The organism is Streptomyces sp. NPDC054770 (genome assembly GCF_053611985.1).
In genome coordinates, this window is record NZ_JBSHBL010000045.1 from 81,221 (window position 1) to 97,124 (window position 15,904).

Consider the following 15,904-nt stretch of genomic DNA (forward strand, 5'->3'; position numbering starts at 1 on the left):
GCACCCACGCGACGTCGACCCGTCGATTACGGGCCAGCCGCACCAGGTGACGGGCAAAGCTCCCGACCTGATGGGCAACATATCGAGGACGCTTGGTAACCCGGTGAGCATGCCAGCGGCGGTACGAGAACTCGTACCGCCGCAACCCTTTTCCGGAGCCCCGCGCGGCCTTCCGGCCAGGTCCTACGCGGCCCCGCGCTGCAACGCCTCGCACACCGCGGTCGACTCGCGCACGCCGAGTTCCACCGCGCGCCCGCAGTGCGCGATCCAGGCCGCCATGCCTTCCGGAGTGCCGGAGACGTAGCCGTCCAGGGCCGCGAGGTAGGAGGCCCGGCCCAGTTCGGCGTGGCCCACCTCGGCGGGGCAGATCGCCTTGGGGTCGAGACCGCTGCCGATCAGCACGATCCGCTCGGCCGCGCGCGCGACCAGCCCGTTGCACGAGGTGAAGGGCCGCAGCGCGAGCAGTTCACCGTGCACCACGGCGGCCGTCACCAGCGCGGGCGCCTCGCCCCCGGCGACGATCAGCCCGGAGAGCCCCTCCAGCCGTCCCGACACCTCGTCGGCGCCCGGCAGCGGCAGTTCCACCAGCGGCTCGTCGACGCCCTCGCCGGCCCGGCGCGGCCGGCCGACCTCGTCGGCGCCCGTCGCGGCCGCCACCAGATGCAGCCGGGCCAGCACCCGCAGCGGCGACTGCCGCCAGATGGACAGCAGTTGGCCCGCCTCCGCGGTCAGCCGCAGGGCCGCGCCCACCACACGCGCGTCGTCGTCCGCACCGAAGTCGGAGCGCCGCCGCACCTCTTCCAGCGCCCAGTCGGCACCGGACAGCGCGGCGCTGCCCCGGGCGGCGCGCAGCGCGGCCTCCGAGGTGACGGCATTGCTGCGGCGCCGCATGACCCGGTGCCCGTAGACCCGGTCCACGGCCTTGCGCACGGACTCCACGGACTCGGCCACCCCGGGCAGCTCCCCCAGGGCCGCGAGCGGATCGGCGGTCGCACCTGTCGTACTCATGAGTACGACAGTACGCACCCCGCCCCGGGACTCCACGAAGGAGTGGTCTTCTTCACTTCATGTGACACGTACAGCAATCGGGCGACTACCCTTCGTGAACATGAAAATTGCTTTCGTCGGGAAGGGCGGCAGCGGCAAGACCACGCTCTCCTCCCTGTTCATCCGCCATCTCGCGGCCGCCGGCGCGCCGGTCGTCGCCGTCGACGCCGACATCAACCAGCACCTGGGCCCCGCGCTCGGCCTCGACGAGACGGAGGCGGAGGCACTGCCCGCGATGGGCGAGCGGCTCTCCCTGATCAAGGACTACCTGCGCGGCCACAACCCGCGCATCGCCTCCGCCGCGACGATGATCAAGACCACCCCGCCCGGCGGGGGTTCGCGGCTGGTCCGGGTGCGGGAGCCCAATCCGGTGTACGACGCCTGTGCGCGGCCGGTGGAACTCGACGGCGGCGCCGTCCGTTTGATGGTCACCGGGCCCTTCACGGACGCCGACCTGGGGGTCTCCTGCTACCACTCCAAGACGGGAGCGGTGGAGCTGTTCCTGAACCACCTCGTCGACGGCCCCGACGAGTACGTCGTGGTCGACATGACAGCGGGTTCGGACTCCTTCGCCTCCGGCATGTTCACCCGCTTCGACATCACGTTCCTCGTCGCCGAGCCGACCCGGAAGGGGGTCTCCGTCTACCGCCAGTACAGGGAGTACGCCCGGGACTTCGGCGTCGAGCTGAAGGTCGTCGGCAACAAGGTGCAGGGGCGGGAGGACATCGACTTCCTGCGCTCCGAGGTCGGTGACGACCTGCTGGTCACGGTCGGACACTCGGACTGGGTGCGGGCCATGGAGAAGGGCCGCCCGCCCCGGTTCGAGCTCCTGGAGAACCCCAACTCCCGCGCCCTGCAGACCCTCAAGGCCGCCGCCGACGCGACCTACGAGCTGCGGGACTGGGAGCGCTACACCCGGCAGATGGTCCACTTCCACCTGAAGAACGCCCTGTCGTGGGGCAACGAGCGCACCGGGGCCGACCTGGCGGCGCAGATCGACCCCGGCTTCGTGCTCGGCGAGGAAGTGGCCGCCCCCGCCTGACGGGCGGCCTACTCCGGCTCCGCGCCTACTGCTTGACCGCCGGCGCCCCGGGCACCCCCTTCGGTGCCGGGGCGGGACGGCCGGACAGGAAGGACTCCCAGCCCTGCCGCGGAGCCTCGCCCACCTTCAGGGTGCGCAGGCTCGCCAGGACCTGCGGGTCCTGGGCGTCCAGCCAGTCGGCCAGCTGATGGAAGGAGACACAGCGCACGTCGGGCTTGTTGCAGACGTTCTCGACGACCTCGTCGAGCGCGCGCATGTAGGTACCGCCGTTCCAGGACTCGAAGTGGTTGCCGATGACGAGTGGTGCGCGGTTGCCGTTGTAGGCCCGGTTGAAGCCCTGGAGCAGCCCGTCGCGCATCTGGTCGCCCCAGTAGTCGTACTTGTCGGGGTCGCCCTGGGTCGACGTGCCGGACTGGTTGACCATGAAGTTGTAGTCCATGGTCAACTGCTCGTAGGTGTGGCCGGGGAAGGGGACGAGCTGCATCGACAGGTCCCACAGCCCTTCCCTCTTCTTGGGCCAGACCTGGTCGTTGACGCCACTGGTGTCGTAGCGGAAGCCCAGCTGGCTCGCCGCCTTCACGAAGTTCTTCTGCCCCTCCAGGCAGGGGGTGCGGGCGCCGATGAGCTCCTTGTCGTAGTCGAAGGGCAGCGGTGCGGCGTTCTTCATGCCGGTGTTGGTCTTCCAGGTCTTCACGAACTGCTTGGCCTGGGCGATCTCACTCTTCCACTCGGCCACCGACCACTCGCCGACGCCGCCGTCGGGGCCGCAGAAGTGCCCGTTGAAGTGGGTGCCGATCTCGTTGCCCTCCAGCCAGGCCAGCCGTAGCTGCTTGACGGTGTCGGTGATGCCCTGCTCGTCGTTGAAGCCGATCTCGGACTGGCCCGGCGAGTGCTGCGGGGGCCGGTAGAGGTCGCGCTTCTCCTCGGGCAGCATGTAGACGCCGCTGAGGAAGAACGTCATGTTCGCGTTGTTCTCCTTGGCGACCTTGCGGAAGTGCGAGAACAGCTTCTGGCTGTCCTCGCCCGCGCCGTCCCAGGAGAACACCACGAACTGCGGTGGCTTCTCACCGGCCTTGAGCCGCTCGGGCCGGGGCAGATGCGGCTGCGCCCCGGTGTACGCGGTGGACCCGTCGCCGATCAGACGGACCACGCTCTGGGGCGCCGGTGCTCCTTTCTGCGGCCCGGACGCCCTTTGTTCGGAGTTGGTACCGGTCGCACAACCGGCGACCGACGCGGCACAGGCCGCGGCGGCCACGGCGCCGACCGCAATCCTCTGGGTGGCGGCCAATTCCGCTCACCTTCTTCCTTCTCTCGGCGAACGCCGGTGACGGCGTTTTATGGCGATGTGCCGGGTATCTGCCGACAGCGCGGCCAAGGTCGCATAGGACCGAGAGAGGGATTAATACGACAAGCCGATGAAATGACCACTTCACCCATGAGGGTGCGGAGGTGCCCCATTTGCGCAGAAAATCCATGCTTGATCTTTACTCTGCATTACGATTCGTTTACCGATTGTTGATTCATGCCCGCCGCTGGACCCCGTGGCCCACGGCCGCGACCAAACCCCCGCCCCAGGTGAGGGGACCACCAGATCCGCGACCGCGCTGCCCCGGAGGAGACGGGAAACATGTCATCAGCCTGCGTACCCGCCCACCCCGAGAGCCTCGGCTTCGCCCGAGCCACAACTCCCCAGGCCGTCACCGGCGCTGACCGGCCGCAGCACCCGCCCGCGCCGACACCCCCGCGCCGCCGCTTCTCCGTCGCGGGCGCCGACCTGTCCGCGTCCGTCGCGGTGTTCCTGATCGCCCTGCCGCTCTCCCTCGGCATCGCCCTCGCCACCGGCGCCCCGCTCCAGGCCGGCCTGGTGGCGGCGGCCGTGGGCGGACTGGTCGCCGGCCGGCTCGGCGGCTGCCCGCTCCAGGTCAGCGGCCCCGCCGCCGGACTCACCGTGGTCACCGCCGACCTGATCCACCGGTACGGCTGGCGGGCCACCTGCGGTATCACCGTCCTCGCCGGACTGGCCCAACTGGGCCTGGGCTGCGTGCGCGTGGCCCGCACCGCGCTCGCCGTCAGCCCGGCCGTGGTGCACGGCATGCTCGCCGGCATCGGCATCACCATCGCCGTGGCCCAGCTGCACATCGTCCTCGGCGGCACCCCGCAGAGCTCGGTCCTCGCCAACGTCCGGGCGCTGCCCGCCCAGTTGGCCCACCTGCACCCGGCCGCCGTGACGATGAGCGCACTGACCCTGGCCCTGCTGCTGGGCTGGCCCCGGATCCCGGGCAGAGCGGGCCGCCGGCTGCGCACGCTCCCGGCCGCCCTGGTCGCCGTCGCCGGTGCCACCGCGACCGCCTCGCTCACCGGGCTCACCCTGCCCCGGGTCGACCTGCCGTCCTGGAGCAGCCATGCCCTGGCGGGGCTGCCCGAGGGGCCGGTGCTCGGCCTCGTCGCCGCCGTGCTGACCACCACGCTGGTGTGCAGCGTGCAGTCGCTGCTGGGCGCGGTCGCCGTGGACAAGCTGGTGGCCGGCCGCACCGGGCCCCAGTCCCGCCTCGGCCGCGCCGACCTGGACCGGGAGCTGCTCGGTCAGGGCGCGGCCAACATCGTGTCGGGGGCGCTCGGCGGGCTGCCGGTCGCGGGGGTCGCGGTGCGCAGTTCGGCGAATGTGCAATCCGGTGCCGTGAGCCGGAACTCCACGATGCTGCACGGCGTTTTCGTAGTAGTCGCCGCGCTGCTGATGGTCCCGGTCCTGGATCTCATCCCGCTCGCCTCGCTCGCCGCCCTGGTGATGGCCGTCGGCATCCAGATGGTGTCCCTGCACCACATCCGCACGGTGACCCGCCACCGCGAAGTGCTGGTGTACGCCGTCACCACACTCGGGGTGGTCCTCCTCGGCGTCCTGGAGGGCGTGGTCCTCGGGGTCGCCGTGGCCGTCGCCCTCGCCCTGCACCGCCTCGCCCGCACCCGCATCACCCATGAAGAGAAGGGAGGAGCCCATCACGTACACGTCAGAGGACAGCTGACGTTCCTCGCGGTGCCCAGGCTCAGCAGAGTCCTGCATCTCGTACCCCAAGGCGCCCACGCCGTGGTGGAGCTGGACGGCTCGTTCATGGACCACGCGGCGTACGAGTCACTGCGGGACTGGCGCAGGGCCCACACCGCGCGAGGCGGCTCCGCCGAGCTGACCGGCTGCCGCGCGGGCGTCAGCTCACCGGAGTACGGCCACGCACCGGAACACGGCCGCGGACCGGGGCCCGGCGACAGACCGAAGGGCAGCGGCTCCGGGCACCGGCTCGGGAGATCGGCCGGGGCGGGTCATGAACTCGCCCGTGGGATCAGCGCGTTCCAGCGCGACACCGCGCCCCTGGTGCGGGACGAGCTGGCCCGGCTGGCGCGCGAGGGACAGCGGCCGTCGCAGCTCTTCCTCACCTGCGCCGACTCCCGGCTCGTCACCTCGATGATCACCTCCAGTGGCCCGGGTGACCTGTTCGTGGTCCGCAACGTGGGCAACCTGGTCCCTCTTCCGGGTGAGGAGAACGGGGACGACTCGGTGGCGGCCGCGATCGAGTACGCGGTGGACGTGCTGCAGGTGCGGTCCATCACGGTGTGCGGGCACTCCGGCTGCGGGGCGATGCAGGCACTGCTCGGCTCCGGGACCGGGGGCGCGGCGACCCCGCTCGGGCGGTGGCTGCGGCACGGGCTGCCGAGCCTGGCGCGGCTGGCCGACGAGGGCCGTACCGGGGTCCGGCTGGCCGGACGGCCGCCGACGGACACGGTGGACATGGTGGACACGGTGGAGCGGCTGTGCCTGACCAACGTGGTCCAGCAGTTGGAGCATCTGCGGGCGCACGACTCGGTGGCGCGGGCGCTGGCGGCGGGGGAGCTGGAGCTGCAGGGGATGTACTTCCACGTGGGCGAGGCACAGGCGTATCTGCTGGGCCGGGGCGGTGCGGACGGAGCGGGCGGGGTGTTCCAGGGGGTGCCCGGCACCGAGGAGCTGCCCAGCCCGGCGTGAGCGGAAGGACGGCCGGGCCTGCCGGTGCAGCAGGGCCGGCACCGTACGGGCGGGCACCGGCGGCCCCGGTGTGCGGCGGCGCACCCGGCACTGGCAGGCTCAGCACGCCCGACCGCGGCACCCTCCGCCCCGCCGCACCTGATAGGTCTAAACCAATTGTCCGGCGGCCCTTGTCACCGGGGCCCCAGGTCTGATGAGCTGTGGCCTGGGACACAACGGACACCCTTCGAAAGGGAGATGTCGTGAGCAACGAAAGCCTGGCCAACCTCTTGAGGGAGGAGCGACGCTTCGCGCCGCCTGCTGACCTGGCCGAGAACGCCAATGTCACGGCCGAGGCGTACGAACAGGCCAAGGCTGACAGGCTCGGCTTCTGGGCCGCGCAGGCCCGCCGCCTGACCTGGGCCAAGGAGCCGACCGAGACGCTGGACTGGTCGAACCCGCCGTTCGCCAAGTGGTTCAAGGACGGCGAGCTCAACGTCGCGTACAACTGCGTGGACCGGCATGTGGAGGCCGGGCTCGGCGACCGGGTCGCCATCCACTTCGAGGGCGAGCCCGGCGACAGCCGTGCGATCACCTACGCCGAGCTGAAGGACGAGGTCTCCAGGGCGGCCAACGCCCTGCTGGAGCTGGGTGTCCAGAAGGGCGACCGGGTCGCGGTCTACATGCCGATGATCCCGGAGACGGCGGTCGCGATGCTCGCCTGCGCCCGGATCGGTGCCGCGCACTCCGTGGTCTTCGGCGGCTTCTCGGCGGACGCGCTGGCCACCCGTATCCAGGACGCGGACGCCAAGGTCGTCATCACCTCCGACGGCGGCTACCGGCGCGGCAAGCCGTCCGCGCTCAAGCCGGCCGTGGACGAGGCGGTCGGCAAGGTGGACAACGTCGAGCACGTGCTGGTCGTCCGGCGCACCGGGCAGGAAGTGGCCTGGGACGACTCGCGGGACGTGTGGTGGCACGAGATCGTCGAGCGGCAGTCGGCCGAGCACACGCCCGAGGCCTTCGACGCCGAGCACCCGCTGTTCATTCTCTACACGTCCGGTACGACGGGGAAGCCGAAGGGCATCCTGCACACCTCGGGCGGCTACCTCACCCAGGCGTCGTACACGCACTGGGCGGTGTTCGACCTCAAGCCGGAGACGGACGTGTACTGGTGCACGGCCGACGTCGGCTGGGTGACCGGCCACTCGTACATCGTGTACGGCCCGCTGGCCAACGGCGCGACGCAGGTGATGTACGAGGGCACCCCGGACACCCCGCACCAGGGCCGGTTCTGGGAGATCGTGCAGAAGTACGGGGTGACGATCCTGTACACGGCGCCGACCGCGATCCGCACGTTCATGAAGTGGGGCGACGACATCCCCGCGAAGTTCGACCTGAGCAGCCTGCGGGTGCTCGGTTCCGTGGGCGAGCCGATCAACCCCGAGGCGTGGATCTGGTACCGCAAGCACATCGGTGCCGACCGGACGCCGGTCGTGGACACCTGGTGGCAGACCGAGACCGGCGCGATGATGATCTCGCCGCTGCCGGGCGTCACCGCGACCAAGCCCGGGTCCGCGCAGACCCCGCTGCCCGGCATCTCGGCGACGGTCGTCGACGACGAGGCGCAGGAGGTGCCCAACGGCGGTGGCGGCTACCTGGTGCTGACCGAGCCGTGGCCGTCCATGCTGCGCACGATCTGGGGCGACGACCAGCGGTTCCTGGACACGTACTGGTCGCGGTTCGAGGGCAAGTACTTCGCCGGTGACGGCGCGAAGAAGGACGACGACGGCGACATCTGGCTGCTCGGCCGGGTGGACGACGTCATGCTCGTCTCCGGGCACAACATCTCGACCACCGAGGTGGAGTCGGCGCTGGTGTCCCACCCGTCGGTCGCCGAGGCGGCCGTGGTCGGCGCGGCGGACGAGACGACCGGGCAGGCGATCGTCGCCTTCGTGATCCTGCGCGGCACGGCGAACGCCGAGGACGAGGGCCTGGTCAACGAGTTGCGCAACCACGTCGGCGCCACGCTCGGCCCGATCGCCAAGCCCAAGCGGGTCCTGCCGGTGGCGGAGCTGCCGAAGACCCGCTCCGGCAAGATCATGCGCCGCCTGCTGCGCGATGTCGCGGAGAACCGGCAGCTCGGTGATGTGACGACGCTGACCGACTCGACGGTCATGGACCTCATCCAGGCGAAGCTCCCGGCGGCGCCCAGCGAGGACTGAGCAGCGGTCCGTCCCCGAGGGGCGTCCGGCGTGGAAACGCGCCGGGCGCCCCTCTTAGGTAAACTAAGCAAAGCAACGTGACCCTCAAGGTGTGCCGGGAAGTCTGGTCGGCAAGCTGACCCGTCCTGCCCACCGACCGGAGGTCCCCGTGTCCGCGCCCCGCACCGCCCCCGTCCGGAAGGTCCTCGGCCGGCTCTCGCTGCCCGAGCGGACCATCGTGGCGGACGCGCTGCGGACCGAGACCGTCGGCGGTGTGCTGCTGCTCGTCGCCGCGATAGCCGCGCTGGTGTGGGCGAACATCCCCGTACTCCGGCACAGCTACGAGAGCGTCGCCGACTTCCACTTCGGGCCCGGCGCCCTCGGCCTGAACCTCTCCGTCGCCCACTGGGCAGCCGACGGCCTGCTCGCGGTCTTCTTCTTCGTCGCGGGCATCGAGCTCAAGCGCGAGCTGGTGGCCGGCGACCTGCGGGACCCGAAGGCGGCCGTCCTCCCGGTGGTCGCCGCGCTGTGCGGGATGGCCGTACCCGCGCTCGTCTACACCCTCACCAACCTCGCCGGCGGCGGCTCCACGCAGGGCTGGGCGGTGCCCACGGCCACCGACATCGCCTTCGCGCTGGCCGTGCTGGCGGTGATCGGCACCTCGCTGCCGGGCGCCCTGCGCGCCTTCCTGCTCACCCTCGCGGTCGTCGACGACCTGTTCGCCATCCTGATCATCGCGATCTTCTTCACCGACCGGATCCACTTCGCCGCGCTCGGCGGCGCGGTCCTCGGCCTCGCCGTCTTCTGGCTGCTGCTGCGCCGGGGCGTGCGCGGCTGGTACGTGTACGTGCCGCTGGCGGTCGTGATCTGGGCGCTGATGTACAACAGCGGCGTGCACGCGACCATCGCCGGTGTCGCCATGGGCCTGATGCTGCGCTGCACCACCCGTGAGGGTGAGGAGCACTCCCCCGGCGAGCACGTCGAGCATCTGGTGCGGCCGTTGTCGGCGGGGCTGGCCGTACCCCTGTTCGCGCTCTTCAGCGCCGGTGTGGTGGTGTCCGGAGGGGCGCTGCGGGACGTCTTCACCAGGCCGGAGACGCTCGGGGTCGTCCTCGGGCTGGTCGTCGGGAAGGCGGTCGGGATCTTCGGCGGGACCTGGCTGACCGCCCGCTTCACCCGGGCCTCGCTCAGCGAGGACCTCGAATGGGCGGACGTCTTCGCGGTGGCCTCGCTGGCCGGCATCGGCTTCACCGTCTCGCTGCTCATCGGCGAACTCGCCTTCGTCGGCGACGCCGTGCTCACCGACGAGGTCAAGGCCGCCGTACTCACCGGCTCGCTCATCGCGGCCCTGTGCGCCACGGTGCTGCTGAAGATGCGCAACGCCCGCTACCGCAGGCTGGTCGAGGCCGAGGAGCGGGACGACGACCTCGACGGCATCCCGGACGTCTACGAGCAGGACAACCCGGCGTACCACCTGCGGATGGCGGAGATCCACGAGCGGAAGGCCGCCGAACACCGCAGGATCGCCGCGGAGAAGGCCGCCTCCCAGCAGCCCGGCGGGCGGGACGCGTCTGCCGAAGTACCGGGCGGGGCAGGCGAGCAGGGCGGCCGTCCGGCATGATCTGACGAGACGGTACAAAAAAGACCGGCACCAGAGGACCGGTAGCGGAAGACCGGTGCCAGAAGACCGGCACGAAGAGACCGGCACGAAGAGACGATGACGAAGACGCAGAGGGAGACCGCGATGAGCGCACCCGACGGCAGCCCGGTCGGTGCCGAACGCAGCATCGGCCAGCTGTTCGCCTCGGCCACGGCCGAGATGTCGGCGCTGGTGCACGACGAGATCGCGCTGGCCAAGGCCCAGCTGAAGCAGGACGTCAAGCGGGGCGCGACCAGCGGTGGCGCGTTCTCGGCCGCCGGGGTGCTGCTGCTGTTCTCCCTGCCGATGCTCAACTTCGCCCTCGCGTACGGCATTCGGACCTGGAGCCACTGGAATCTCGCGATCTGCTTCCTGCTCTCCTTCGCGGCGAACGTCCTGGTGGCCGTCGTCCTCGCGCTGATCGGCGTGGTGTTCGCGAAGAAGGCCAAGAAGGGCCAGGGCCCGCAGAAGGTGGCCGCGTCGATGAAGGAGACGGCGGGCGTGCTGCAGAACGCCAAGCCGCATCCGCGCCCGGAACTGCCCCGGGACGAGGTGCCGGCCATCGAGGCTGTGGCACGCTCGACCTCATGACGGATCCCGCTCCCTCGGTCGTACGGCCGGAGGGCCCCTGGACACACCGGGAAGTCGCCGCGAACGGCGCCCGCTTCCACATCGCCGAGCTCGGCGACGGACCGCTCGTCATGCTGGTGCACGGCTTCCCGCAGTTCTGGTGGACCTGGCGGCACCAGCTGGTCGCGCTCGCCGACGCGGGCTTCCGGGCCGTCGCCATGGACCTGCGCGGCGTCGGCGGCAGCGACCGCACCCCGCGCGGCTACGACCCGGCCAACCTCGCGCTCGACATCACCGGCGTGATCCGTTCCCTGGGCGAGCCGGACGCCGCGCTGGTCGGCCACGACCTGGGCGGCTACCTGGCGTGGACGGCGGCCGCGATGCGCCCCAAGCTCGTACGACGGCTCGCGGTGGTGTCCATGCCGCATCCGCGGCGCTGGCGCTCGGCGATGCTCCGGGACCGCCGGCAGACCGCCGCCGCCTCCTACATCTGGGGCTTCCAGCGGCCCTGGATCCCCGAGCGGCAGCTCACCGCCGACGACGGCGCGCTGGTCGGCCGGCTGGTCCGGGACTGGTCCGGGCCCCGGCTGCCGGAGGACGAGGCGGTGGAGACGTACCAGCGGGCGATGTGCATCCCGTCCACCGCGCACTGCGCGATCGAGCCGTACCGCTGGCTGGTGCGCTCGCTGGCGCGCCCGGACGGCATCCAGTTCAACCGCAGGATGAAGCGCCCGGTGCGCGTCCCGACCCTGCATCTGCACGGTTCGCTGGACCCGGTGACCCGCACCCGCAGCGCGGCCGGCTCCGGCGAGTACGTCGAAGCCCCGTACCGCTGGCGGCTGTTCGACGGGCTGGGGCATTTTCCGCACGAGGAGGACCCGGTGGGCTTCTCCGCCGAGCTGATCAATTGGCTCAAGGATCCAGAGCCAGACCGTTGAGGTGGCGTAGCGCTCGAACCGGCCGGGAGTCCGGGGGTTGTCCCCCGGGACGGCACAGTCCGCACGAGGAGGACCCGGTCGCGTTCTCCACCGAACTGGTCAACTGGCTGAAAGACCCCGAACCCGATCGGTGACCGCGCCGATGCGCCCGGTATCCGGACCTGTACACCTGTTCTACGAACGGCCACATGCCCGGCGCATAGGCCGATTGGGGGGCGCGCGGGAGGTTATCGACCTTGGGGCAGGGGCAGACGTCGGGGTATGGGCTGGACGCACGACTACAGTGACGCACCCCGCAACCGCCGTACGACAGGCGGTCTGAACTCCCACCGAGGAGGTGCCCCGCAGCTGCCGGGAACCGACCTCAGGGTGGGGATTCCGCGCATCCTGCGCCGCCGGGCCCGCTGGGTCTCGGTCCGCCTGCGCCACACCCGCGGCTGACCTCCTCACAGGGCCCTGAAGGCCTCTAGAGGGCGCAGCTGTCGGTGCCCACCTGCTGGCTCGCGGTACGGCCCCGGGCGATGTCCGCCTGGATCTCGTCGGCCGTGAGGGCGTACCCGGTCTCGGCGTCGTCCAGTGACTTCGCGAAGACGACCCCGTACACCCTGCCCTCGGGGGTGAGCAGCGGGCCGCCGGAGTTGCCCTGGCGGACGGTCGCGTACAGCGAGTAGACGTCACGGCGGACGGTGCCGCGGTGGTAGATGTCCGGGCCGTTGGCCGTGATGCGGCCGCGCACCCGGGCGGGCCGGACGTCGTACGACCCGTTCTCCGGGAACCCGGCGACGATCGCGCTGTCGGTCGTCGCGGCGTCCTTGGCGGAGAACTTCAGGACCTTGGTCCGCAGGTCCGGCACGTCCAGTACGGCGATGTCGCGCTGCCAGTCGTAGAGGACGACCTTGGCGTCGTACTTGCGGCCCTCGCCGCCGATCTGGACGGTGGGGTCGTCGACACCGCCGACCACGTGGGCGTTGGTCATGACGCGGCGGTCGGCGAAGACGAAGCCGGTGCCCTCCAGGATCTTGCCGCAGCTCTGCGCGGTGCCCGTCACCTTGACGATGGACTGCTTCGCGGTGGTCGCCACCGCACTGTTGGCGAGGGCCGGGTCGGGCGGCGAGACGTCGGTGATCGGCTCGTTGGCGAACGGGCTGAATACCTGCGGGAAGCCGTTCTGCGCGAGGACCGCGGAGAAGTCCGCGAACCAGGTGTCGGCCTGGTTGGGCAGCGCTCTGGACACCCCGAGCAGCACCTTGGAGTTGCGCACCTCCTTGCCGAGCGTCGGCAGGGTGGTGCCCGCGAGGGCGGAGCCGATCAGCCAGGCGACCAGCAGCATCGCCACCACGTTGACCAGCGCGCCGCCGGTGGCGTCCAGGGCGCGGGCCGGGGACCAGGTGATGTACCGGCGCAGCTTGTTGCCCAGGTGGGTGGTCAGGGCCTGCCCGACGGAGGCACAGACGATGACGACGACCACCGCGACCACCGCGGCGGTGGTGCCCACCTCGGCGTTGTCGGTCACCGCGTCCCAGATCACCGGCAGGACGTAGACGGCGACGAGTCCGCCGCCCAGGAAGCCGATCACCGACAGGATGCCGACGACGAACCCCTGGCGGTAGCCGACGATCGCGAACCACACGGCGGCGACCAGCAACAGGATGTCCAGCACATTCACGAACGACACCCTGTCATGACCGCCAGTCGAGCGGGACCAGCTTCTCGCGGTCCCAGGAGCGCTCCCATCCCGCGTAGTGCAGCAGGCGGTCGATCACCCCGGCGGTGAACCCCCATACCAAGGTCGATTCGACCAGGAATGCCGGACCTCGGTGCCCGCTGGGGTGCACGGCGGTGGCCCGGTTGGCCGGATTCGTGAGATCCGCCACGGGGACGGTGAAGACCCGCGCCGTCTCGTTCGGATCCACCACCCCCACCGGGCTCGGCTCGCGCCACCAGCCCAGCACCGGGGTGACCACGAACTCGCTCACCGGGATGTACAGCCGGGGCAGCACCCCGAACAGCTGGACCCCGGCCTGGTCCAGCCCGGTCTCCTCCTCGGCCTCGCGGAGAGCGGCCCGCAGCGGCCCGTCGGCCTTCGGGTCGCCGTCCTCGGGGTCGAGGGCGCCACCGGGGAAGGAGGGCTGCCCGGCGTGCGAGCGCAGCGAGCCGGCCCGCTCCATCAGCAGCAGCTCGGGGCCGTCAGGGCCGTCGCCGAACAGGATCAGCACGGCCGACTGCCGCCCCGCGCCGTTCTCCGGCGGCAGGAAGCGGCTCAGCTGGAGCGGCTGGACCGTCTCCGCGGCCCGCACCACCGGGTCCAGCCACTCCGGCAGACCCTCCTTGCTGAGCACCACGCCCCCGCGCGGTCCGCCCGTCTGTGCCTTGCTGCTGTGTGTCACGGCATCCCCCGTCCTGCCCTGCTCCCCCGTCCTGCCCGTTCCAACGCCTGACGTCTCCTTGATCGTTCCGTTCCCCGTCCCTGAGAAGACCCCTGGGTCATGTCCCTGATACGGCGCCCAGCGGCGGCGCCGGCCGGCCACCCGCGTCCAGATATGCCTGCGGCGGATTGAGCCGCTGGCCCGGGAAGCCGCCCTTCTCGTACTTGAGCAGCTTCTTCGCCTTCTCCGGGTCGGTCTCGCCCTCGCCGTAGGCCGGGCAGAGCGGGGCGATGGGGCAGACCCCGCAGGCGGGCTTGCGGGCGTGGCACATCCGGCGGCCGTGCCAGATCACGTGGTGCGAGAGGTCGGTCCAGTCGGTTTTGGGGAAGAGCGCGCCGACGGCCGCCTCGATCTTGTCGGGCTCGGTCTCCGCGGTCCACCGCCAGCGGCGGACCAGGCGCTGGAAGTGCGTGTCCACGGTGATGCCGGGGCGCCCGAAGGCGTTGCCGAGCACGACGAACGCGGTCTTGCGGCCGACGCCGGGCAGCTTGACGAGGTCTTCGAGCCGTCCCGGCACCTCGCCGCCGAACTCCTCCACCAGCCCCTTGGAGAGCCCTATCACCGACTTGGTCTTGGCCCGGAAGAACCCGCACGGCCGCAGGATCTCCTCGACCTCCTCCGGATTGGCGGCGGCCAGGTCCTCGGGGGTGGGGTACTTCGCGAACAGCGTCGGGGTGGTCTGGTTGACCCTCAGGTCCGTGGTCTGGGCGGACAGCACCGTGGCGACCAGGAGCTGGAAGGGGTTCTCGAAGTCCAGCTCGGGGTGGGCGTACGGGTACACCTCGGCGAGCTCGCGGTTGATCCGGCGGGCCCGGCGGACGAGCGCGGTCTGCGACTCGGGCTTCCCGGCCGGCTGCGGCTTCTCGACGGCCGCCGGCGCCTTGCTCGCCGCGACCTTCTTCGCCACGACCTTCTTCACCACGGCCTTCTTCGCCACGGCTTTCTTCACCGGCGCCTTCTTCGCCGCCGTCTTCTTCACGCCCTTCGCCGCTTTTGTCGCCTTTTTCGGCTCGCCAGAGACCGAGTCGGACCCTTGTTCGCCCACAGCGGAATCACCTCGTACAACCACCCGCCCAGCCCCCTTGGCCTGTGCTCTCACCGGCGATTTGGACACCCGGCCAGCCTAAAGCCCGGCACCGACATCCGCCCCGGACCCGGAAGATCAGCCCCCGATTGGACCCCTGCCGCTTACCCCGGGACACCTGTGCGGCATCCTTGTGACAGATCACACTGTTTGGACCGTCCGGCAAAATGGGGAACACGGTCCCCTGGTACCAAGGGGGAGCAAGATCCCCTGAGCAGGTCGACAAGGAGAGAACTCGTGGACGACGTTCTGCGGCGCAACCCGCTTTTCGCGGCGCTCGATGACGAGCAGTCCGCGGAGCTGCGTGCCTCCATGAGTGAGGTGACCCTCGCGCGTGGCGACTCCCTGTTCCACGAGGGCGACCCGGGCGACCGGCTCTACGTCGTCACCGAGGGCAAGGTCAAGCTCCACCGCACCTCCCCCGACGGCCGCGAGAACATGCTCGCCGTCGTCGGCCCCGGCGAGCTGATCGGCGAGCTCTCGCTGTTCGACCCGGGCCCGCGCACGGCGACCGCGACCGCGCTGACCGAGGTCAAGCTGCTCGGCCTCGGCCACGGCGACCTCCAGCCCTGGCTGAACGCGCGCCCCGAGGTGGCCACCGCCCTGCTGCGCGCGGTCGCCCGCCGGCTGCGCAAGACCAACGACGCCATGTCCGACCTGGTCTTCTCCGACGTGCCGGGCCGGGTGGCGCGCGCCCTGCTGGACCTCTCGCGCCGCTTCGGCGTGCAGTCCGAAGAGGGCATCCACGTCGTCCACGACCTCACGCAGGAGGAGTTGGCCCAGCTGGTCGGCGCGTCCCGCGAGACCGTGAACAAGGCGCTGGCGGACTTCGCCCAGCGCGGCTGGCTGCGGCTGGAGGCACGGGCCGTGATCCTGCTGGACGTCGAGCGGCTGGCGAAGCGGTCCCGATAGGCACCGGCTTTGGGGGGGGGGGGGGGGCCGCCCCCCCCCCCCCCCCCCCCGCCG

At 71.1% G+C, this 15,904-nt stretch carries 13 protein-coding genes; 8 read left to right on the forward strand and 5 right to left on the reverse strand.

Features of this window, described 5'->3' with window-relative positions:
• Positions 1-183: 183 nt before the first annotated feature.
• The gene (locus ACWGKQ_RS32475; RefSeq protein ID WP_453295576.1) at positions 184-1,008 is read right to left on the reverse strand and encodes an oxidoreductase; all 825 of its coding nucleotides are present in this window, start codon (positions 1,006-1,008) and stop codon (positions 184-186) included.
• A gap of 100 nt (positions 1,009-1,108) precedes the next feature.
• Here ACWGKQ_RS32475 and ACWGKQ_RS32480 point away from each other — a divergent pair, with 100 nt between their 5' ends.
• A complete protein-coding gene (locus tag ACWGKQ_RS32480; protein WP_453295577.1) occupies positions 1,109-2,089 on the forward strand; it encodes an ATP-binding protein in 981 nt (326 codons plus the stop codon).
• Between the two features lie 25 nt (positions 2,090-2,114).
• Here ACWGKQ_RS32480 and ACWGKQ_RS32485 read toward each other — a convergent pair whose 3' ends face one another.
• Positions 2,115-3,377 carry a hypothetical protein gene (locus ACWGKQ_RS32485; RefSeq protein ID WP_453295578.1) on the reverse strand — a complete coding sequence of 421 codons (1,263 nt, stop codon included), beginning with the start codon at positions 3,375-3,377 and terminating at the stop codon, positions 2,115-2,117.
• Positions 3,378-3,716: 339 nt separating this feature from the next.
• Between ACWGKQ_RS32485 and ACWGKQ_RS32490 the strand changes: the two genes are divergently transcribed.
• The 6 genes from ACWGKQ_RS32490 (at position 3,717) to ACWGKQ_RS32515 (ending at position 11,869) form a co-directional block, all read left to right on the forward strand.
• The gene (locus ACWGKQ_RS32490) at positions 3,717-6,101 is read left to right on the forward strand and encodes a bifunctional SulP family inorganic anion transporter/carbonic anhydrase (RefSeq protein WP_453295579.1); all 2,385 of its coding nucleotides are present in this window, start codon (positions 3,717-3,719) and stop codon (positions 6,099-6,101) included.
• 242 nt (positions 6,102-6,343) lie between these two features.
• Complete coding sequence (gene acs / locus ACWGKQ_RS32495; protein WP_453295580.1) at positions 6,344-8,302, forward strand: acetate--CoA ligase; 1,959 nt, start codon at positions 6,344-6,346, stop codon at positions 8,300-8,302.
• Positions 8,303-8,450: 148 nt separating this feature from the next.
• Entirely contained in the window at positions 8,451-9,902 is a 1,452-nt protein-coding gene (gene nhaA / locus ACWGKQ_RS32500; RefSeq protein ID WP_453295581.1) for a Na+/H+ antiporter NhaA, read from the forward strand.
• Between the two features lie 123 nt (positions 9,903-10,025).
• Complete coding sequence (locus ACWGKQ_RS32505) at positions 10,026-10,511, forward strand: phage holin family protein (RefSeq protein WP_453295589.1); 486 nt, start codon at positions 10,026-10,028, stop codon at positions 10,509-10,511.
• The gene (locus tag ACWGKQ_RS32510; protein ID WP_453295582.1) at positions 10,508-11,428 is read left to right on the forward strand and encodes an alpha/beta fold hydrolase; all 921 of its coding nucleotides are present in this window, start codon (positions 10,508-10,510) and stop codon (positions 11,426-11,428) included. The genes ACWGKQ_RS32505 and ACWGKQ_RS32510 overlap by 4 nt, the downstream gene beginning before the upstream one ends.
• A gap of 261 nt (positions 11,429-11,689) precedes the next feature.
• Positions 11,690-11,869: a hypothetical protein gene (locus ACWGKQ_RS32515; protein ID WP_365338735.1), complete on the forward strand. Its 180-nt coding sequence runs from the start codon at positions 11,690-11,692 to the stop codon at positions 11,867-11,869.
• 25 nt (positions 11,870-11,894) lie between these two features.
• Here ACWGKQ_RS32515 and ACWGKQ_RS32520 read toward each other — a convergent pair whose 3' ends face one another.
• From ACWGKQ_RS32520 to nth, 3 genes are all read right to left on the reverse strand, one after another.
• Entirely contained in the window at positions 11,895-13,094 is a 1,200-nt protein-coding gene (locus tag ACWGKQ_RS32520) for a MarP family serine protease (protein ID WP_453295583.1), read from the reverse strand.
• Between the two features lie 13 nt (positions 13,095-13,107).
• Entirely contained in the window at positions 13,108-13,815 is a 708-nt protein-coding gene (locus ACWGKQ_RS32525; RefSeq protein ID WP_453295584.1) for an NUDIX hydrolase, read from the reverse strand.
• Between the two features lie 97 nt (positions 13,816-13,912).
• On the reverse strand, positions 13,913-14,833 hold the full coding sequence (gene nth, locus ACWGKQ_RS32530) for an endonuclease III (RefSeq protein ID WP_453295585.1): 921 nt from the start codon (positions 14,831-14,833) through the stop codon (positions 13,913-13,915).
• Between the two features lie 342 nt (positions 14,834-15,175).
• On the opposite strand from nth, the gene ACWGKQ_RS32535 reads away from it, so the two are divergent.
• A complete protein-coding gene (locus ACWGKQ_RS32535) occupies positions 15,176-15,850 on the forward strand; it encodes a Crp/Fnr family transcriptional regulator (protein WP_018547939.1) in 675 nt (224 codons plus the stop codon).
• Positions 15,851-15,904 lie beyond the last annotated feature (54 nt).